Genomic DNA, 23007 nt, shown 5'->3' on the forward strand with positions numbered 1-23007 from the left:
GGGCCGACCGCATCACCCGATCCTGTGATCACGCACGCAAAACCTGAGCGGGTACCGGATCACGGCATACCCGACCACTCCGCAGCGAGTCTCGGATCCCATGGCACATGTGTATTTTCCGGCTCATGAGACCTCGTTCAGCCAGTCTCGCAACACCTTTGCCGTGGCCTCCGCATGGTCCTGCATCATCGTCAGGTGGTTGCCGGGCACCGTGAGGACGACGTCGGCACTGTCCTGAAGAATCCGCCGGTCCGGGATTTCCGGCCGGTCCGGGATTTCCAGCCGGTCCGGGATTTCCAGCCGGTCCGGGATTTCCAGGGAGCCGAGCGACAAACTCTCGCCCGCTCGAACATAGACGGTCGGCGCTTGAACGGGCTCGGGCCGCCACTGGTCGAACAAGCGCATGTAGGCCCCCATCGCGGTGAGCGCAGTGGTGTCCATCAACCGAATGTCCTCATTGTTCGGCAACAGGGCGCCGGTCCAGCTGGGCGGAATCTCCTCGGCGAGGTAGGTATCGATGAGGACCACCGCGGCGGGACCATTGCCCTGGCGTTCGAGGTACCTGGTGACGGCGTGGGCGAGCCATCCGCCCGCCGAGTAACCGACGAGAACGAACGGCGCGCCGTCCGCGCATTCCCCCACGGCCTCCGCCTGGACCTGGACGGCCAGGTCCAGCGTTGCCGGCAACGGTTCTCCCTTGGCGAACCCCATGCCCCGCATCGTCGAAACGGCACGATTTCCTTGGAAATGCGCGGAGAATCGTGCGTACACGTACTCGCCAAGGTGCTGCGCGACGATGGACGGGAAGCAGATCAGCCGGGGCAGCGCAGCTCCTCGCGACAGATCCACGACCTGCGGCTTCCGGGTGAGCGTCCGCGTGGTCGTGAAGACCTCCCGCACCGCGGCGGCGGCCATCGCCAGCTCGAATCCTTCATCGAACTTGCCCATGGCCCAAGCCCGGCGCAGGAGGTCGGCGAGGGAATCCGGCAGCTCGGTATCGTCCTCTGTGGACGCGAAGACTGCCACCGGCTCTTCAGCCGGATCCTGGTCCGCGTGGGCGATGTCGGCCGAGGCACGCAGCTCGGTGCGCAGCGAACGGGCGAGCTCGTCGAGAGTCGGGTGGTCGAAGACGAGTGTTGCCGGCAGCCGCACCCCGATAGCCGTGCTCAGGCGGTTGCGCAATTCGACGGTGGTCATCGAATCGAAACCGAGTTCCCGCAGCGCCCGACCGGTGTCGACGGTGTCCGGACCCGCGTGCCCGAGCACCGCCGCCGCCTCCCGTTGAACGACCTCGACCAAGGCTCGTTCCTGCTCGTCCGCCGGCAGGCTGGCGAGACGGCGGGCAAGGTTGACCGCGCTTGCGCTGCCGGCGCTGCGCGAGCGCTGGGTTGAACCGGCGATCAGGCCACGGAAAAGAGAGGGCAGCTCCGAAGGACTGTGTTCGCGTAGTGCGGCCACATCGAGGCGGAGCGGGAGCAGCGCGGGGCGGTCCAACGTGGTGGCGAGGTCGAACAAGGCCATGCCCTGGTCAATGGTCAACTGCGGCATGCCGCCCCGAGCCAGGCGTTCCCGATGAGCATCGCTGAGCCCGGCACCCATTCCCTGCGCCGGCTCCCACAAGCCCCACGCCAGGGACTGTCCCTGGAGGCCGCGACTACGCCGATGCCGGGCCAGGGCGTCCAGGAAAGCGTTCGCCGCGGCGTAGTTCCCCTGCGCGGCATTTCCCAGCACACCCGCCGCGGAGGAGAACAACACGAACGCCGCCACCACGCGATCGGCAGTGAGTTCGTGCAGATTCCAGGCAGCCTGGGCTTTCGTCCGCAGAACCGAGGAACACCGGTCCGGCGTCAACGACTCGATCATCGCGTCGTCCAACGTTCCCGCGGCATGAATCACCGCCAGCGGCACCTGTGGATCGATATCGGCGAGTAGGTCCGCCACCGCCGTTCGATCCGCGACGTCGCAAGCGACAACCCGGGCTCGGGCACCGTACGCGGTCAACTCGTCCAACAGCTCCCCTGCCCCGTCAGCCGCCAAGCCGCTGCGGGAGGCGAGCACCAGGTCACGCACGCCATGCGTGCGCACCAGGTGGCGGGCGACCACGCTACCGAGCAACCCGGTGCCGCCCGTGATCAACACGGTTGGGTTCTCGCCCCACGGTGCGGGAACGGTCTGCTCCAGCACCGGAACCCGGGCCAGCTGCGGCACCCACACGGTGCCGTCCCGCACCGCAAGTTGCCCTTCACCCGAGCCCGCCAGCGCGGACACCGACTCCCACGGCACCGCACCATCGTCGAGATCGACGAGCACGAACCGGTCCGGGTGCTCGGACTGCGCGGTGCGCACCAACCCCCAAACCGCAGCACCGGCCACGTCGGCGCCCTCGTCCGGACTTACCGCGACCGCTCCTCGGGTCACTATGACAAGCCGCTCGCCGGTCACCTGCTCCGCAGCCAACCACGCCTGCAACCGTTGCAGTGTTTCGTTGACCGCGCTGAGCGCCGCCGAAGGAACGCCCGAGCCGTCCGCCGCGGTCGGCACGGTCGAAACAACAGTCCGACTCGATGCAGCCGCGTTGCCGGCAAGGTCGGCCAGATCCGCAGCGCAAGTCACGGATTTTCCTGCTGACTTCAGCGCATTCGCGACGGCACTCCCGCCGTCGCCGGCCACGACCCACTCGGCGGCCCCTGCCCCGGGCGGCACCGGGGCAGCGGGAGTCCAAGCGACGTGGAACAAGGAATCGTGTTGACCGGACGCGGCGGCCAGCTGCGCCGGTGTCATCGGGCGGGTCTCGAAGCAGTCCACCGACAGCACCGGCCTGCCCGATTCCTCCACGGCGTCAATGCGGACCTGGTCGCGCCCCAGGCGCGCCATCCGCACCCGCAGCTTCGGTGACTCGGTCGCATGCCGGGTCACCCCGCTCCAGGAAAACGGTACGCGAACGTGATCGGTGAGCTGCTCCATCTCGTCCAGGAATGCGGAACTTCCCATGAAGGGAACGAGATGCAGTGTGGCGTCGAGTAGAACGGGATGGAGCCCGAAGCGCCCCGACCCGGGGTTGGCCTCCGCCGGGAGAAGCACCTCGGCGAACGCCTCCTCCCCCCGCTGCCAGCCGATTTGGAATCCCTGGAAGATCGGGCCGTAGTCGTACCCGGTGCGCCCGAGGCGTTCGTAGTAGTCCGCGCCGTAGACGGGCTTCGTCTCAGGCGGTGGCCAGGTCCCGTCCACCGTGCCGTCCCAGACGAACTCGGGTTCGCCCTGGTCTGGGGCGAGAAGGCCGCGCGCGTGACGGGTCCAGGGCTGATCGGGTCGGCTGGCTGATGGCCGCGAATAGACCGCCACCGACCGGTGGCCGTCGTCGCCCTCAGGGCCTTCGACCACGACCTCCAGCGATACCGCGTCATCCGGCGCCAGGACCATGGGGGCTTCCAGGACCAGTTCTTCGAGCCGCGTCGCGCCGACCTGCTCGCCCGCGGAGATCACCGTCTCCACCCAGGTCGCTCCCGGTACCACCACCGCGCCGAACGCCCCGTGGTCGGCCAACCAGGGGTGCGATTCCAGCGACACGCGTCCGAAGAAAACGCTGCCATCGGATTCGGGCAGTTCCGCCTGCGCGCCCAGCAGCGGATGTCCCACCGGTCGCAGCCCGAATCCGGTCGCATCGCCGGCCTCCACCGAGCGGGACAGCCAATAGCGTTCCCGCTGAAACGCATACGTCGGCAACTCGACTCGGTTCGGGGAATCACCGAAGGCGCCGGACCAGTCCACGTCGATGCCGTTGACCCAGGCACGTGCCAGCGACGCGACCATCCGGGGCCAACCGCCATCGCCTCGGCGCAATGAGGGCAGGACCACATTGCCGCCGCCGGCTTCGAGGGTCTGCTCCATCGCGGTGACCAGCACCGGATGAGGCGAGGACTCCACGAAGCGCCCGAAACCCTTGTCCCGCAACGCCTCAACGGCCGGTCCGAACCACACGGTTTGGCGCATGTTCCGGTACCAGTATTCGGCGGTCAGCTCCGTGCCGTCGATCCACTCCGTGGTGATCGTGGAAAACATCGGCAGTCGCCCCGATCGCGGAGTCACCGGTGCCAGTGCAGTCAAAACCTCCTCGCGCAACGTCTCCACCTGCGCGGAATGACCCGCCCAGACCATTCCGGGAACCTGCCACGACTGCACACCGCGCTCGGCGAGCCTGCCGTGCAGCTCCCGCACCGAGTCCGGATCGCCGGACACCGCCACCGACCTGGGCCCGTTCACCCCGGCCACCGACAGCCGGTCCTCCCAAGGCGCGATCAGCCCGAACACTTCCTCCACCGGCAACGCCACGACCAGCATCGCCCCTTGCCCGGCGAGCGTCTGGATTGCCTGCGAGCGCAACGCGACCACGCGCGCGCCGTCGGACAGCGACAGCGCGCCGGATACGCAGGCGGCAGCGATCTCCCCTTGCGAGTGGCCCACCACCGCCGCCGGGCGGACCCCGTGCGCCTGCCACACCCGGGCCAGGGAGACCATGACCGCCCACAGCACCGGCTGGTTCACATCCAACCTGTCCAGGCCCGGCGCTCCCTCGGCCCTGCGGACCACCGACAGCAGGTCCCACTCCACGAAGGCCGAGAGCGCATCACGGCATTCGGCCATCGCGTCGGCGAACACCCGGCACGAGTCCAGCAGATCCCGCCCCATGCCCGACCACTGCGATCCCTGCCCCGGGAACACGAAAACCACACGATCATCCGTGGCCTCGGCCGTCACCCCGCGCACAACGCCCGGATTTTCGCGGCCATCCGACACCGCGCCCAGGCGATCAAGGACGTCGTCGTGTGTGGTACCGAGCACCACGGCCCGATGTTCCAGCGCGGCGCGCGTGGTCGCCAACGACGAGCCCAGGTCCGAAAGCGAAGGCCCTGAGTTGGAGGACGCCACGAACTCCGACAGGCGCTGCGCCTGCGCTCGCAACCCCGCCTCGGACCTGCCCGAGATGACCCACGGGATGACATCGGGTGCGGGTGGTGCAGCGGCCACGTCTGCCAGGCGTTCGACTGTGCCGTCGGCGGCTTCCGTTTCCTTCGGCTGCGGCGGCGCTTGTTCCAGGACGACGTGCGCGTTGGTGCCGGAGATGCCGAACGCCGACACGCCGGCGCGACGTGGGCGGTCGATCTCCGGCCAAGAACGCGCCTCGGTCAACACGGACACCGCGCCCGCCGACCAGTCCACCTGGGCGCTCGGCTCCGCAACGTGCAGCGTTTTCGGCAGGACACCCTTTCGCAGCGCCATGACCATCTTGATCAGCCCGGCCGCACCTGCGGCGGCCTGCGTGTGGCCGATGTTGGACTTCACGCTTCCCAGCCACAGTGGACGGTCCGTCGGCCGCTCCTGTCCGTAGGTGGCCAGCAGCGCTTGAGCCTCGATCGGATCGCCCAACTTCGTGCCCGTACCATGCGCCTCGACGACATCGATATCGCCCAGTCCGAGGCCGGCATTGGCCAGCGCCTGCCGGATCACCCGCTGCTGCGATGGTCCGTTGGGGGCGGTCAGACCGTTCGACGCGCCGTCCTGGTTGACCGCCGAACCCCGCACCACCGCCAGCACCCGATGCCCACGCCGCTGCGCCTCCGACAGGCGTTCCAAAAGCACCAGGGCGACGCCCTCGGAGAAGCCGGTGCCGTCGGCGTCGGACGAGAATGCCTTGCACCTGCCGTCCGGCGACAGGGCACGCTGCCGGCTGAACTCCGGGAACGGTTCCGGCGTCGCCATGACGGTGACCCCGCCCGCCAGTGCTAGCGAGCACTCGCCCTGCCGCAGTGATTGGACCGCGAGGTGGAGCGCCACCAGGGACGCCGAGCACGCCGTGTCCACGGAGATCGCCGGGCCTTCCAAGCCCAATGTGTAGGCGATGCGGCCCGACACGACACTACCGACATTGCCGGTGGTCGAATATCCGGCCACGGTCGGCAGATTGCCGGTCAGCGTGGCGTAGTCCTGGTACGCGACCCCGGCGAACACACCGGTGTCGCTCCCGCGAAGTGAGAACGGATCGATGCCGGCGTGTTCCAGCGCCTCCCACGCGGTCTCCAGCATCAGTCGCTGTTGCGGATCCATCGCGACCGCTTCGCGCGGAGAGATCCCGAAGAACTCCGCGTCGAAATCCCCGGCGTCGTAAAGGAATCCTCCCTCGCGCGCGTAGGAGGTGCCGGGATGGTCCGGATCCGGGTGGTACAGCCCGTCCAGATTCCAACCGCGATCGGTGGGAAAACCGCCGACAGCGTCCGTTTCCGAGACCACCAATCGCCACAGCTCTTCCGGCGTGCCCACGCCGCCCGGTAGGCGGCAGCCCATTCCGACGATGGCGATGGGTTCGTCGAGCGTCGGCTGCCGAACCTCTGCCACCTTCGCGGTGTGGGTGGTGCCGAGCAGGACCTCGCCGAGATGGCGGGCCAACGCACGAGGCGATGGGTGGTCGAACACCAAGGTGGCGGGAAGACTCACCCCCGTCTCCGCGCTGAGCCGGTTCCGCAACTCCACCGCGGTCAACGAGTCGAAGCCGAGGTCTTTGAACGCCCTTCCGGCCGCGACGGACTCGATCCCCTGGTGCCCCAGGACGATGGCGGTGCGTTCGCGGACCAGCTCCAACAGAACTTGCTGCTTCTCATGGTCCGACAGGCCGACGAAACGTCGTTCCAGCGCCGTTCGTCCGTCCTCCCGGGCGGTGGGCCTGGGCGTGTTCGGGACGAGCCCGCGCAACGGCGAAGGGATCAGTTCTGGGGAGGCATGGGTGCGCAGCGCGGCTGTGTCCACGCCGAGTGGCAGCAATGCAGGTTCGTCCAGCGTGGTAGCCGCGTCGAGCAACGCCAATCCCTGCTCCACGGTCAATGCCAGGATCCCGGAACGCGCCACGCGATTCCGGTCCGCATCGCTGAGCTTACCGCTCATTCCGGCGGCGGGCTCCCACAATCCCCACGCCAGGGACTGACCTGGCAACCCGGCGCTGCGCCGACGTTGCGCCAAGGCGTCCAGGAACGCGTTAGCCGCCGCATAGTTGCCCTGCCCCGGATTGCCCAACACTCCGGCAGCCGAGGAGAACAGCACGAATGCCGACACGTCACGGCGCGCGGTGAGCTCGTGCAGGTTCCACGCACCCTCGGCCTTGGTGCGTAAAACCTCGGCACACCGCTGCGGTGTCAACGATTCGACGACCCCATCGTCCACCGTTCCGGCCGCATGAATTACCGCCAACGACGCCCCGGGGTCGATTCTGTCCACGATTTCGGCCACTGCGCGACGGTCCGCCACATCGCACGGCTCCACATCGACCCGCGCACCCTGCTCGGTCAACTCGGCGACCAGCTCACGCGCGCCCTCGGCCGCCATCCCGCTTCGGGACACCAACACCAAGCGGCGCACGCCATGAGCACTCACCAGGTGACGGGCCACCAAGCCACCCAACAAGCCCGTACCGCCGGTGATCAGCACAGTCCCATCCGGGCTCCACGGCTGCGCAACGGGGTTTTCTGCAGCCGCGACGCGCGAGAGCCGAGGCACCCGCACCTCTCCGCGCCGAAGCGCTACCTGCGATTCCCCAGACTCCAGCACGCCGGACAGCAGACCGGGGTCCAACCGGTCACCGTCAACATCGACCAGCACGAGCCGACCGGGGTGTTCGGACTGCGCCGAGCGCATCAAGCCCCACACGGCAGCCGAAGCCACGTCTGGAACCTCATCCGCAGTGGCCGCGACGGCACCGCGAGTCACCACCGCGAGGCGCGATCCAGCGAACTCCTGCTGGTGTAGCCACCATTGCAGTTGCTCCAGCACTCGTGCCGTCAAGGCGTTGGCCATCTGGACGGGATCGCCATCCGTTGGCCCCGACAGGCAGGGGAACCAGACGACATCAGGAACGTCTCCATCGACGGAAGCGGATAGGCCCACGAGATCATCGGCGCGGACCAACGTCATCTCTGTCGATCCGAATGCGGTGCTCAGCTCATCGCTGTCACCCAACACAGCCCAGTCGGAGCGCGCTGAGTTCGAGCACGACACCGGCACCGGACGCCAATCGACGTGGAAGAGCGAATCGTGGCCTAGCCCGGTGGCGCTAAGGTCGGCGGCCTTTGGGTTGGGGGAAAGCCAGAATCGTTCGTGCTGGAAGGCGTAGGTGGGCAGCTCGACATGGGAAGCCGTGTCTTCTGGGTACGGGGCGGTCCAGTCCACCTCGATGCCCTGGCCCCATAGGTGGGCAAGTGCGGTCAGGGTGGTCTCGGTCTCTGGCTGGTTCTTGCGCAGGGTCGGGGTCGCCAGGTGGGTGTGTTCGGGGAGGGTTTCGCTGATCATGCCGGACAGGGTGGTGCCGGGGCCGAGTTCGACGAAGGTGTTCACGCCGTGCTCGTGCAGGGCACGCACGCCGTCGGCGAACCGGACGGGGTGGCGGACGTGTTCGACCCAGTAGGCCGGGGTGCATAACCGCTCGGGCTCGGCGAGTTTTCCGGTCAGGTTGGACACGATCGGTAGGACCGGCGTGTGGTAGTCGACGTGGTCGAGCACGGTGTGGAATTCCTCCAGCATCGGCTCTACCAGCGGGGAGTGAAACGCCCGGTTGACCGCCAGTGCTTTGGTCTTCAGCCCCTGCCGCCGTGCTTGTTCGGTGATCCGGGTGATGGCGGTGTCGGTGCCGGAGAGCACCACCGAGCCCGGGGTGTTGACCGCCGCGAGCCCCACCTCGGCCTCCCGGCCCTCCACCAAACCACGCACCCGGTCCTCACCGGCGCGAACCGACACCATCTTCCCGGCGGGGAGCTGCTGCATCAGCCGCGCCCGAGCGGCCACCACCCGGCAGGCATCCGGCAACGACCACACCCCCGCCACATACGCAGCAGTGATCTCCCCGACCGAATGCCCGGCCACCACCTCCGGCCGCACCCCGAAAGACTCCAGCAACCGCGACAACGCCACCCCGAGCGCGAACAACCCCGCCTGACCGAACCCCGTCTCCCCCAACAAAGAAGCCGCGGTCGAACCGGGCTCGGCCCACACCACCTCCCGCACCCCATGCTCGGCCCGCATCAAAGGATCCAGCCCGGCGCACACCTCCTCGAACGCCTCCGCGAACACCGGAAACCGCTCAGACAACTCCCGGCCCATCCCGGACCATTGCGTGCCCTGACCGGAAAACACCCACCCCACCCGGCCCGCACCACTTACCGCACCCGCCAACGCGGCACCGCGCACCACACCCCGGATCTCCTCGTCCCGAGCCAGGGCCCGCAGACCAGTCACCAGCTCTTCCCGGGACGTGCCCAGCACGACCGCACGGTGTTCCAGCGCGGCCCGGGTCACCGCCAACGACCACCCCACCTGCGCCGGCACCAACCCCGCACCGTGCTCGGCGAAATCAGCCAACCGCCCCGCCTGGGCCCGCAGACCCTCCGCGGACCGGCCCGACACCACCCACGGCACCACACCCACCACGCTCGGCGAACCCTCACCCGGTGTATCACCGGTGGGCTCGGGGGCCTGTTCCAGGATCAGGTGCGCGTTGGTGCCCGAGATCCCGAACGAGGACACCCCCGCCCGGCGCGGTTGTCCCGTCTGCGGCCAGGGGCGGGCCTGGGTCAGCAGCGACACCGCACCCGCCGACCAGTCCACATGCGGCGTCGGCTCATCCACATGCAGGGTCCGGGGCAACTGGCCGTGCCGCAGGGCCATCACCATCTTGATCACACCCGCCACACCCGCCGCCGCCTGCGCATGACCGATGTTGGACTTCAACGACCCCAACCACAACGGACCATCCGCGCCACGATCCTGCCCATAAGTCGCCAACAACGCCTGAGCCTCGATCGGGTCCCCCAGCGTGGTACCGGTGCCGTGAGCCTCCACCGCATCCACCTCACCCGCCGACAACCCCGCGTTGGCCAGCGCCTGCCGGATCACGCGCTGCTGCGACACACCATTCGGCGCCGTCAACCCATTCGACGCGCCATCCTGATTGACCGCCGAACCCCGCACCACCGCCAACACCCGATGCCCATGACGACGCGCATCCGACAACCGCTCCAACACCAACACACCCACGCCCTCGGCAGGGCCCATCCCGTCTGCCGCCGCAGCGAACGACTTGCACCGCCCATCCCGCGCCAAACCCCGCTGGCGGCTGAATTCGCGGAACACCGCGGGGGTCGCCATCACCGCGACACCGCCCGCCAGGGCAAGGCTGCACTCGTCCTGCCGAAGCGACTGACACGCCCAATGCACCGCCACCAATGACGACGAACACGCCGTGTCCACCGTCACCGCGGGCCCCTCCAAGCCCAATGTGTAGGCCAGGCGCCCGGACATCACCGCCCCAGAGCTACCGGTGTTGAGATACCCCTCGGCGGCTTCTCCCGCATTGAGCATTCCCGTGACGTAGTCGTAGTACGTCGACCCGACGAAAACCCCCGTGTCGCTGCCATGAAGGGACGTCGGGGCAATACCCGCGTGTTCAAACGCTTCCCACGAGGTCTCCAGCAGCAACCGCTGCTGCGGGTCCATCGCGACGGCCTCGCGCGGCGAGATGCCGAAGAAGTCCGCATCGAACTCCGCCGCGTCATGGAGGAAACCGCCCTCGCGAGCGTAGGACGTTCCCGGATGGTCCGGGTCCGGGTGGTAGAGATTCGTCAGATCCCAACCACGATCCGACGGAAACGCGCCGATCCCGTCGCGCTCCGAAGCCAGCAATCGCCACAGGTCTTCCGGACCAGCTACCCCTCCGGGAAAACGACAGCCGATGCCCACGACGGCGACGGGCTCCTGTTCCCCGTTCTCGATCCGGGAAAGACGCCGGCGCGCCTCAAGCAGCTCGGAGGTCACCCACTTGAGGTTGTCGATGAGCTCTTCTTCACGACGCATCGGGAAAGGACACCTCTCATCTCGATCGAGAGCGACAGCGCCGTGTGTTCAGGCAACGACGCGGGTGGTTCCGCTGAAAGGGCTGTGACAGGTGGAGAAACTGTTCAGTTGCGCTGTCTTCTCAATTCCGTTTGGATGACGCCGAGAACCTCATCCAGGCTTGCCGATTGCAGCTCGTGGTGCGCCGTCTCGTCCCCGTTGTCGTCCCACGTCCGCAGCAACGTGCGCAGGCATGCGGTGATTCGCTTCCGGTCGGTCGGGTCGGGGTCCAATCCGGACAGTGCCGTTCCGATCCGTTCGAGCTCTCCGAGCACGCTTTCGGCCGCGTCCTCGACGCCCAACAGCGTGATGCGGAGGAAGTCCGCCAGCGCCTCCGGGGTCGGGTGGTCGAACACGAGGGTGGCCGGCAACCGGCAACCGGTCGCGGATACGAGGCGGTTGCGCATCTCCACGGCCGTCAAGGAATCGAAACCGTGCTCCCGGAAAGCCTTGCGTGGATCGATGGTTTCCGATCCGGTGTGCCGGAGAACTGCGGCAGCCTGCGTTCTCACCAGCTCCAGCAGGGTGCGTTGTTGGTCGTCTAGGGCGAGGCCCGCCAACCGGGCGATGAGGGCCTCGCCGTTCTCGGAGGCAGATTCCGGCTCGCTCGCGAGAACGGTGCGCACCTCGGGAAGATCCTGGATCAGCGGGTGCGCGCGTGCTGCGGTGAAGATGGGCGCGAACGTCTCCCAGTCGATGTCGGCCACCACCGGGCAGGTCTCGTCCGTTCCGAGGAGCTGCGCCAAGGCGCTGAGCGCGAGAGGGGACGGCATGGGCCGCAAGCCTCGCCGCTGGAGGAAGTCCTCCCCTTCGCCCTGGGCGAGACCGGGACCTTCCCACAGGCCCCAGGCCACGGAGGTGACGGGAAGGCCCTCCGCGCGATGCCGCTGGGCGAAGGAGTCCAAGTACGCGTTGGCCGCGGCGTATCCGGAATGCCCGGCGCTGCCCCACACGCCCGACCCGGAGGAGAACAGCACGAGCGCGTCGAGCGACCCGTGATCAAGCACGTCGACGAGGTTCTGCGCACCGGTCACCTTGGCCGCCCGGATCTTCTCGAAGTCGGCCAGGCCCGTCTGCGCCAACAGCGTCTCCTGTCCCACGCCGGCCGCGTGGAACACCGCCCGGATCGGAGCCCCGTCCGACATCACCTTCTCGACCAGGCGCTCGACCGCGCTCCGGTCGGCCACGTCGCAGGCCGCGACCGTCACCCGGACACCGAGGGCACGCAGCTCGTTCTCCAGGTCCTTCGCCCCGGCCGCGTCCGGCCCCTGGCGGCTGGTGACGACCACGTGCGACGCGCCCGACCGCGCGAGCCACCGGGCGACCTGACCACCCACGCCGCCGGTGCCACCGGTCACGAGCACCGTCCCGCTGGGAACCCAGGCCGGCGATGCCGAACTGCCGACGGTGGAGCGGAGCAACCGCCGCACTCGCAGCCCGGACGGACGGATGGCCACCTGATCCTCGTGAGCGGCCGCCCATACCGCCGTCATCCGCTCCAGTACCTCGGAGTCCACTTCGGACGGGAGATCGACCAGTCCGCCCCATGTGTCGGGATGTTCCAGGCCGATCACCTGGCCAAGGCCCCACAGCTCTTCCTGGACGGGATCTGCAACGTCCTGCGTCTCGTCGGCCACCACCGCTCGCTGCGTCAGAACCCACAGCGGAGCCGCCACTGCGCAGTCCCCCATTGCGTGCGCCAAAGCGACGGTTCCGGCCAAGCACGTCGGCAAGTTCCACCAAGGGTGCGACTGCGCGTCCCAGGCCCACAACGAGACGATGCCGCGCACGGGTTCCGACTCCTCGCTGTCGAGGATGTGCCGCAGCCGTTCCGCCAGCCGCTCACGATCGGCGTCCTCTGCGGTCACCGGCAGGAGCCTGACGTCCTGCACACCACGGGCGCGCAGAGCTTCCGCCATCTCTTGCACCCATCCGAGCTCGGCCGCCTGCCCGGGAACGATGAGCAGCCATCGACCGGACAGTGCCTTGCCGCCGCCAGCAGCCGTGATGGGCCGCCATTGCACTCGGTAGCACCACCGTTGCACGGTGGAGCGGTCCTGCCGCTGGCGGCGCCACTCCGACAATGCCGGAACGACATCGGTCAGCCGCGTATCGGCCTCGACACCCAACGCGGCGGCGATCCCCGTCACGTCTTCCTTGTCGACCGACTCCCACAACCACGCGTTCGCACCGCTCGCTTCGTCGGCCGGTGCCGGCTCCGCGGCATCCAGCCAGTAACGCTCGCGCTGGAAGGCATAGGTGGGCAGGTCGACACGGTGCGGACGGTGGCCGTCCCAGATGGGCGTGAAGGTGGCGGGGAGGCCGTGCGTCCAGGCGTCGGCAACGGCGGTGAGGAGCCGGTGGTGTCCGCCATGGTTTTGTGTGAGGGTGCCCAATACCACCGGCGGCGTTGCGATTTCAAGGGAAATCGACGTGCCGAAGGTAGTATCGATCGCGGTGGTCAGCACCGGGTGCGGACTGGTCTCGATGAAGCGCTGGTGGCCGTGCGCCTGCAGGGTCCGGACGGCTTGGTCGAACCGGACGGTTTGGCGCAGGTTGTCGACCCAGTACTGTGCGGTCAGCTCGCTGCCATCGAGGAAATCTCCCCGCACCGTCGAGCACATCGGGATCTCCCCGGCGACGGGATTAATCCCGTCCAGGGACCGGATGATCTGGTCGGCGACGGTGTCGATCTGCGGGCAGTGCGAGGCGTAGTCCACCGGCAACCACCGCGCCCGCACCCCCTCCTGCTCACACGCCGCCACCCACTCTTGGAGGGCATCGCGATCTCCGGAGACCACGGTCGCGCTGGGACTGTTGATCACCGCCACGGACAACCGGCCCTGCCAGGGCTGCAGACTGCGGGCCACGTCTTCCGCCGACAGTGCGACCGAAACCATGCCACCCCGACCCGACAACGCCCGCAAGGCTTGTGACCGCAGCGCCACGACCTTGGCCGCCTCGTCGAGCGACAGCGCCCCGGCCACGCAGGCGGCGGCGATCTCCCCCTGCGAATGGCCCACCACCGCGGTCGGGCGTATCCCGTGGGATTGCCATACGCGGGCCAAAGACACCATGATCGCCCACAATGCGGGCTGGACGACATCCACCTGGTCCAAGGTCGCAGCCTCGTCCTCGCCACGCACCACCGACAACAGGTCCCACTCCACGAACGGCGAGAGCGCCGCCGCGCATTCGGCCATCGCCGCGGCGAACACCGGGCAGGACCCCAACAGATCGCGGCCCATTCCCGGCCATTGCGAGCCTTGGCCCGGAAACACCAGCACAACCCCGGAATCCGGTGCTCCAGCAGCAACACCACGCACGACACTCGCCGCGTCACGGCCCTCGGCCAGCGCGCGAAGCCCCTCGACGAACTCGGCCCGGTTCGAGCCGAGCACGACCGCACGATGCTCCAGGGCGGCCCGCGTGGTGGCCAACGACCACCCCGCGTCAACGACCGAGATTTCCGGAGACGAGCGCACGAACTCCGCCAAGCGCTCGGCCTGGGCTCGCAACGCGCCCTCGGACCGGCCCGACAGCACCCACGGCACCGGCGGGCAGGTCGATTCGTCCGGTTCGAGCACGGTAGCGGGCTCGGTGATGTCGACGGCACGTCTTGCTTCGGTGTCGTCGGCGGGCGCCTGTTCGATGATCACGTGGGCGTTGGTGCCCGAGATCCCGAATGCCGACACTCCGGCGCGGCGCGGGCGGTCCGCCTCCTGCCAGGGCTGAGCCTCGGTCAGCAGCGACACCGCACCGGTGGCGGCCCAGTCGACATGCGGGGTCGGCTCGTCCACGTGCAGTGTCCTCGGCAGTTGACCGTGGCGCAGCGCCATCACCATCTTGATCACACCGGCCACCCCCGCCGCCGCTTGCGTGTGACCGATGTTCGACTTCAACGCACCCAACCACAATGGACGGTCCGCCGGCCGGTCCTGTCCATAGGTCGCCAGCAACGCCTCCGCCTCGATCGGGTCGCCCAGGGTCGTGCCGGTGCCATGCGCCTCCACGACATCCACATCGCTGGCCGCAAGACCGGCGTTCGCCAACGCTTGCCTGAGGACCCGTTGCTGCGACGGGCCATTGGGCGCGGTCAAACCGTTGCTCGCCCCGTCCTGGTTGATCGCGGAACCGCGCACCACCGCCAGAATCCGATGACCGTGCCGACGTGCATCCGACAGGCGCTCCAGCACCAGCACGCCCACCCCCTCGGACCAACTGGTGCCATCCGCCGCCGCGGCGAACGCCTTGCACCGTCCATCGGGCGCCAAACCGCGCTGCCGCGAGAACTCGACGAGTCCGGCGGGTGTCGCCATCAGGGTGACGCCGCCCGTCAGCGCCAGGGTGCTCTCGCCCTGCCGCAACGACTGACACGCCCAATGCAACGCCACCAGCGACGACGAACACGCCGTGTCCACCGTGATCGCAGGGCCCTCCAGCCCCAACACATAGGCAACACGACCCGAGACGACACTGCCGGCACTGCCGGTGGTCAAGTAGCCTTCGGCGGCGCTGCGGTCACGCTCCAGCAACATAGCGTAGTCGTTGCTGATCAACCCGGCGAAGACACCGGTTTGGCTGCCCCGCAACGACAACGGGTCGATACCGGCATGCTCCAGCGCCTCCCACGAGGTCTCCAGCAACAACCGCTGCTGCGGATCCATCGCAGTGGCCTCACGCGGCGAAATCCCGAAAAACTCCGCATCGAACTCCGCCGCGTCATACAAAAACCCACCCTCACGCACATACGACGTACCCGCATGATCCGGATCCGGATGAAACAACCCCGCCAGATCCCACCCACGATCCGTCGGGAACCCACCAATCGCATCCCCCTCCGAATCCACCAACCGCCACAACTCCTCCGCCGAACCCACCCCACCCGGCAACCGGCAACCGATACCCACAATCGCTATGGGTTCGTCGACGACCTGGGCATGTGGCACCGGGCCGTGGTTCGCGGGTCCGGACATGCCGACCAGCTGATCGCACAGGAACCGCGACACCGCCGCCGGCGTGGGTTGATCGAAGATCAAGGTCGACGGAAGCCTGATGCCGGTCGCGGTGCTGAGCCGGTTGCGGAGTTCCACCGCCGTGAGCGAGTCGAATCCGAAGTCCTTGAACGCCCTGCCCACCTCTACGGTCTCGGGGCCACGACGGCCAAGCACATCAGCGGTGTGAGTGCGGACCAGCTCCAGCACCAGGTGGTCCCGCTCCGAGGCCGACATCCCGGCGAACCGCTCGGTCAGGTCCGTCCGCCCACGTTCGCGGCGCTGCGTCCGCACGGGAACGAGGTCACGCAGCAGCGGCGGCAACAACTCGGGATTTTGATGGGTGCGCAGGGCGGCGGTGTCCAGGTGGAACGCGCCTAGTACGGGACGGTCGAAAGTCGTCGCCACATCGAACAGCGCCAGCCCGTGCTCCGGGCTCAACGCTCGCATTCCGGCTTGCGCGATGCGGTTGCGATCGACGCCCCCGAGCTCCGCGCTCATTGCGCTTTCCGGCTCCCACAGGCCCCACGCCAAGGACTGCCCCGGCAGGCCGAGACCGCGCCGAAGCTCGGCCAGCGCATCCAGAAATGCGTTGGCGGCGGCGTAGTTTCCCTGCCCCGGGTTGCCGAAGAGCCCCGCGGCCGAGGAGAACATCACGAACGCCGACACGTCCCGGTCCGCGGTCAACTCGTGCAGGTTCCAGGCTCCCTCGGCCTTGGTGCGCAACACTGCGGCACATCGCTGCGCCGTCAAGGACTCGATCACTCCGTCATCGAGCGTCCCGGCGGTGTGGACCACCGCCAGTGGTGCCCGAGCATCGATACGCGCCAGCAACTCGGCCACCGCGTCGCGATCCGACACATCACAGGACACGATATCGACTCGCGCACCCTGCTCGGAGAGCTCGGCGGACAGCTCTCGCGCTCCCCGGGCATCCATCCCGCTTCGGGATGCCAGCACCACATTCCGCACTTCGTGGGCGGCCACCAGGTGGCGTGCGACCAAGCTCCCGAGCAGCCCGGTGCCGCCCGTGATCAGCACAGTCGCGTTGGGGTTCCAAGCCGAGGCGGCCGTTTCTTCGGCCGGCGACACGCGTGAGAGGCGAGGCACCCACGCCTTCCCGTCCCGCACAGCCATCTGGGGTTCGCCGGAACTCACCGCGGCAGACAGCAGGCCGGGATCCACGCCGTCGCGGTCGGTGTCGACCAGCACGACCCGATCCGGATGCTCCGACTGCGCCGAGCGCACCAATCCCCACACGGCGGCCGCGGCCACATCTGGAGCCTCACCGGTGGCGGCGGCCACCGCGCCTCGGGTGACGACGACGAGCCGTGATCCCGCAGCGTGCCCCGCACCCAACCACCACTGCAGGTGCTCCAGCACCCATCCCGTAAAAGACCGTGCCGCCGAAGGAATGTCGTCATTGCCCGCATCGGAGGGGCAAATGAGGCACACGGCCTCCGGGACCGGCCGATCGTCATCGGCGGCGCTCAACTCATGGAGACCAGCCACATGCCGCAGCGCGGCATCCGCCGAGTTCCGTATCGCGTCGTCGCTGCCTATGACGAGCCACTCGGTCTCAGGCGGGCCGGAAGACGGTGCCACGGACAGCGGGGTCCAGTCGGTGTGGAAGAGCGAGTCGCGATAGCCGCCCGCCGCCGCCAACCGTTCCGGCGCCATTGGTCGCAGCTCAAGGTGCTCGATCGCGAAGACCTCTCGGCCGGTCTCGTCCACCGCGCGTACGCACGCACCGTCCGGTCCGGTGGGAGAAAGCCAGACCCGCAGCGTTGACGACGCGGTCTCCCGTAGCCGCACCCCATTCCAGGAGAACGGCAGCCGCACATCGTCCGTAGCCGTCTCCGCGCCCATCGTTCCGGCATGTACCGCTGCGTCCAACAATGCCGGATGCAGCACGAACCGCGCCGCCATGTTCTCGGCTGCGGCAGGCAACCGGACTTCGGCGAAGAGTTCGGCGCCTCGCTGCCAGATCTTGCGCACCCCTTGGAAAACAGGCCCGTACCCAACACCGTTCGCGGCCAGCCGGTCATACGCGCCGTCCACGGGAATCACGCGCGCACCATCGGGCGGCCAAACTCCCGTCAATTCGTCCGGTGGTCGGAGGTTCGACGCGTTGTCTCCGGCCAACAGTCCGCGCGCGTGGCGGGTCCAGGGGGTGGGTGAGTCCGCTGGGGACGGACGGGAATACACCCCGACCGTTCGGTGCCCCGTCTCGGTGTCGGCCCCGTCGATCATCACCTCGACCGACATCTCGTCCTCAGCTCGGAGCACCATCGGTGTCTCCAGCACCAGCTCCACCAGGTGATTGGCCCCTACTCGGCCGCCGGCGGCCGCCACTGCCTCCACCCAGGTGGCCCCGGGGACCACCACGGTGTCGAACACCTCGTGATCAGCCAGCCAGGGATGCGATTCCAACGAGATCCGGCCGGAGAACACCCAACCGTCGGACTCGGGAAGCTCCACCTCCGCCCGCAGCAACGGGTGCTCCACGGGCTGCAGCCCGACCTCGGTCACGTCTCCCGCACCGGCGCGGCCGGACAACCAGAACCGTTCCCGCTGAAATGCATACGTCGGCAGGTCCACGTGGCCCGCCGAGGGGCCGAACGCCGGAGACCAGTTCACGCCGAGGCCATTCGTCCACGCGCGCCCCAGCGACTCCAGCATCCGGTCCCAGCCACCGCGATCTCGCTTCAGGGACGGCACTACCAGACCACCGCGGTCAGACGATTCCAGGAGCTGCTCCATTGCGGTGGTCAACACGGAATGCGGGGCCGATTCGACGAAGTACTCGAAGCCCTGGTCCCGCAACCGCTCGATGGCCGGGGCGAACCACACCGGCTCGCGCATGTTCCGATACCAGTAGTCGGCGGTCAGCTCCGGGCCCTCGACCCACTCCCCGGTGCTCGTCGACAACATCGGCACGCACGCCGGACGGGGGCGAACCGGCGCCAATGCCGCCAGAATTTCTTCCCGCAGCGGCTCCACCTGCGGGCAATGCGTGGCACAGTCCACCCCGGGAATCCGCCACGAGTGCACCCCGTCCTCGGTGAGCGCGCGGCGCAACTCCTCCACGGCATCCGGGTCGCCGGTGACGGCCACCGAGCGCGGCCCGTTCACCCCGGCCAAGGACAACCGCCCCTCCCATGCCGCCAACCGCTGCACGACGTCTTCGGCGCCAAGAGCGGCGACCGCCATCGCGCCTCGGCCCTGCAAGGCGCGCAACGCCTTCGCTCGCAGCGCCACTACCCGCGCCCCGTCGTCGAGTGACAGCGCGCCGGCCACGCAGGCAGCGGCGATTTCGCCTTGGGAGTGGCCCACCACAGCCGCCGGGCGCACCCCGTGCGCCTGCCACAGCCGCGCCAGGGACACCATCACCGACCACAGAACGGGTTGGATCACCTCCACCTGATCCAGCCCGGGCGCATCGGCCGCGCCCCGCACAACCGACAGCAGGTCCCAGTCCACGAAGGGACGCAGCGCCTGGCCGCATTCGTCCATCGCTTCGGCGAAAACCGGGCAGGAGTCCAGCAGCTCTCGCCCCATGCCGGGCCATTGCGAGCCTTGGCCCGGAAACACCAGCACCACGCGACCGTCTCCGCCGCCGGTCGTCATTCCCCGCACGACACCGTCGGCGTCACGGCCTTCCGCCACTGCCCGAAGCCGCTCGACGAACTCGGCCTGGTTCGAGCCGAGCACCACCGCGCGGTGCTCCAACTCGGCCCGGGTGTTGGCCAACGACCAGCCCACATCACCCGGCGAAAGTCCGGGCGATTCCTGGACAAAGTCCGCCAGGCGACCCGTCTGAGCGCGCAGCCCCTCCTCGCTTCGACCCGAGATCACCCAGGGCACCGGACCCGGTGAACCACTCGCGGAGAACAGCAGCGACGGCCTGTCCTCGGCAGAGCCGTCGGATGCGCTGCTCGGATCCACCGCATCGGTCGACGGTTGGGTGTCGCGATCCGGCGCCTGCTCCAGAACCACGTGCGCATTGGTCCCGGAGATGCCGAAAGCGGACACCGCCGCCCTGCGGGGCCGATCCAGTTCCGGCCAAGGCCGCGACTCCCGCAACACCGAGACGGTGCCCGCGGACCAATCCACGTGCGGGGTGAGTTCGTCGACATGGAGCGTCGACGGCAGGACACCGCGCCGCAGCGCCATCACCATCTTGATCACACCCGCCGCGCCGGCCGCGGCCTGGGTGTGCCCGATGTTGGACTTGACCGAGCCGAGCCACAACGGGCGGTCACCAGAACGGTCCTGACCGTACGTTGCCAGCAGTGCCTGCGCTTCAACCGGATCGCCCAGTTTGGTACCGGTGCCGTGCGCCTCCACCGCATCGACGTCATCGGGAGCCAGGCCCGCATTCGCCAGCGCCTGCCTGATCACGCGTTGCTGCGAAGGGCCGTTGGGCGCGGTCAGGTTGCTGCTTGCGCCGTCCTGGTTGATCGCCGATCCCCGAACCAACGCCAAGATCGGATGCTTGTTGCGCCGGGCGTCGGACAACCGCTCCAGCACGAGAAGGCCCACGCCTTCGGAGAACCCGGTTCCATCGGCACGGGAGGAGAACGCCTTGCATCGACCGTCCCGCGCAAGTGCTCGCTGGCGGCTGAAGACCGAGAACGTTACGGGGGTGGCCATCGTGGTAACGCCCCCCGCAAGCGCGAGGGAGCACTCGCCCTGCCTAAGCGCCTGTACCGCCAGGTGGAGCGTCACCAGTGATGAAGAACACCCGGTGTCCACAGTGACCGCTGGGCCTTCGAGCCCGAGCGTGTAGGCGATACGCCCCGACACGACACTGCCGGAGCTGCCCTGTCCGAGGTGCCCCTCAAGGTCCAGGATGTCGCCGGAACGCGCCCCGTAATCGTGGTGGATCAAACCGGCATAGACCCCGGTTTGACTGCCCCGCAACGACAACGGGTCGATACCGGCGTGTTCCAGCGCCTCCCACGAGGTCTCCAGCAGTAACCGCTGCTGCGGATCCATCGCGGTGGCCTCACGCGGCGAGATCCCGAAAAACTCGGCATCGAACTCGGCCGCGCCATGCAAGAATCCGGCCTCGCGCACGTACGACGTACCCGGATGATCCGGATCCGGGTGGAACAATTCCGCCAAATCCCAACCACGATCGGCCGGAAAGCCGCCAACCGCATCCCCCTCCGAGGCCACCAGCCGCCACAGCTCCTCCGGCGAACCCACCCCACCCGGAAAGCGGCAGCCGATGCCCACGATGGCGATCGGTTCACGGGCACTGCTCTCGATGGCGCGAAGCCGTTGGCGGGTGCGGTGCAGGTCGGCCGTTGCCCGCTTCAGGTAGGTGAGCCACTGCTCCTCACTCGTCACCGTCGTCACCTCATCATTCTCTGGACACAGCGGACCGGACACAGTCCCTCGGATATTCGGGGGAACACGGGCCCCTACGTCGCGCGACGATGAGCACGAAGGACCACGGATTTGTTGCGAGTCAGCAAACTCTTCCCGACAACACCATTACAGACCAACAGCCGACATTAGGGCGCGCCTGGCCAAATCACGCCAGCAGGCAAGTCGGCCGAATCGGATCGGCACCGTGCCGACTGCGCACCGGGTCCACGCGCCACTCGACTCGCCGACCGCCCGCATATGACTTTTAAGTTAATTGGTTGCTTGGATACAACAGTTGCGCGATTCGATGCGGAACCCGCGACCCGGCGTGATCTCGTCGAGAAATCCGGGGCACCAGAATCCGCGGCCGGGCGTCTTCGCGCCACTCCGGCCGATCCCGACTTGGCTTCGTCCCGGCGATTTCGGAAAACGGAAGAAAGGCACATCATTCGCGACCACGACGGCGGCGGGCCGCCATCATCCGGAAACCGCCGACACACCGAATTCGGCGGATCACCGTTCGCGGACTTCCGCAAGTCTTTTCTCCCACGTCTGTTCAACCTCGCGACCACTGTCCAGATCGGTCAGGATCAAGAATCGGTCCGCGGTGACCGCGTCGACGATGACCTGCGCCGCCTGCTGCGGCGCGAGCGCGCTTGCCGCGGCGCCGACCATCGCTTCGCCGAGTTCGGCCTGCAAGGATGCCGGCAGGGTCGCGACAAGCCGGTTCGATCGCGCGAAGTAGTCGGGACAACCCTGCGGCCCTGCCGCCAGGTACTCGAAGAACCTGGTGCGCACCGGTCCCGGGCAGACCACCGACACCCCGACGCCCGACCCGATGCCCGACAACTCGCCGCGCAAGGACTCGGACAACGCGACGACAGCGCTCTTGCTCGCGGTGTATGCGGCCACGAACGGCCGGGTGACGAGTCCGGCGATCGAGGCGACGTTGACCACATGGCCGCGATCGGCCTCTACCAGATGCGGGACGAAGGCTCGGATTCCGTTCACGACCCCGCCGACATTGACCGACCAGGCCAGATCCCAGTCGTCCGGGCGCACCGTCCAGCAGGGCCCGGCACCGATACCGGTGATGCCGGCATTGTTGATCACGAGGTCCACGCGGTCGAACTCGGCCAGCGTGAACCGCGCGAGATCTTCCATCTGCGCGAGGTCCGAAACATCAACCACCCGGCTGCGGACCTCACCGGGAAGCTCGCCCGCCGTTCGTCTCAGGCTCGCGTCGTCAATGTCCGCGAGCACCACGTGGATACCGCGTTCGACCAGGGAACTGGCGAGCGCTCGGCCGATCCCGTTCGCAGCACCGGTGACGACTGCCACATTCCCCTTCGCGAGTTCCATCGTCGGCCCTGTCTTCCCTTCCGCGCACGGCGAGACGCCCGTCCCATTCTGATTTGAACAACGACTACCCACCTACATCCGCATAAGCGGAAGCTTTGTCTGCGACACCGACAAAGAAATTCAAACGGTTTGCCGATTTCGTAGCGTCGATGCCCACGGCCCCAGCGGCAAGCAAAATCTTGCACGCTCGCCCGATAGGGTTCAATCACCCATTCGGGTTCCTCCGGCCAGGCGACTGGCGGCCAGGATCCCCGCAGCTCCGGGACCAGATACTCCTCGCGCCACACGAAAATACCTCAAGAAACCTGATGGACACCCTTAACGGATGATCAAGGCTGGTCCGTTG

The 23007-nt window shown here is 68.0% G+C and carries 3 protein-coding genes; all 3 read right to left on the reverse strand.

All coding sequences use genetic code 11. The features are described 5' to 3' along the window. Positions 1 to 123 precede the first annotated feature (123 nt). The 3 genes from BJ970_RS31275 to BJ970_RS31285 all read right to left on the reverse strand — a co-directional run bounded on the left by BJ970_RS31275 (position 124) and on the right by BJ970_RS31285 (position 22661). Complete coding sequence (locus BJ970_RS31275; RefSeq protein ID WP_184730917.1) at positions 124 to 10887, reverse strand: SDR family NAD(P)-dependent oxidoreductase; 10764 nt, start codon at positions 10885 to 10887, stop codon at positions 124 to 126. 104 nt (positions 10888 to 10991) lie between these two features. Beyond that, a complete protein-coding gene (locus tag BJ970_RS38400) occupies positions 10992 to 21320 on the reverse strand; it encodes a type I polyketide synthase (RefSeq protein ID WP_446689106.1) in 10329 nt (3442 codons plus the stop codon). Positions 21321 to 21812: 492 nt separating this feature from the next. Next, entirely contained in the window at positions 21813 to 22661 is an 849-nt protein-coding gene (locus tag BJ970_RS31285) for an SDR family oxidoreductase (protein WP_184730921.1), read from the reverse strand. Between the last annotated feature and the right edge of the window lie 346 nt (positions 22662 to 23007).

The organism is Saccharopolyspora phatthalungensis (genome assembly GCF_014203395.1).
Taxonomy (GTDB): Bacteria; Actinomycetota; Actinomycetes; order Mycobacteriales; family Pseudonocardiaceae; genus Saccharopolyspora; species Saccharopolyspora phatthalungensis.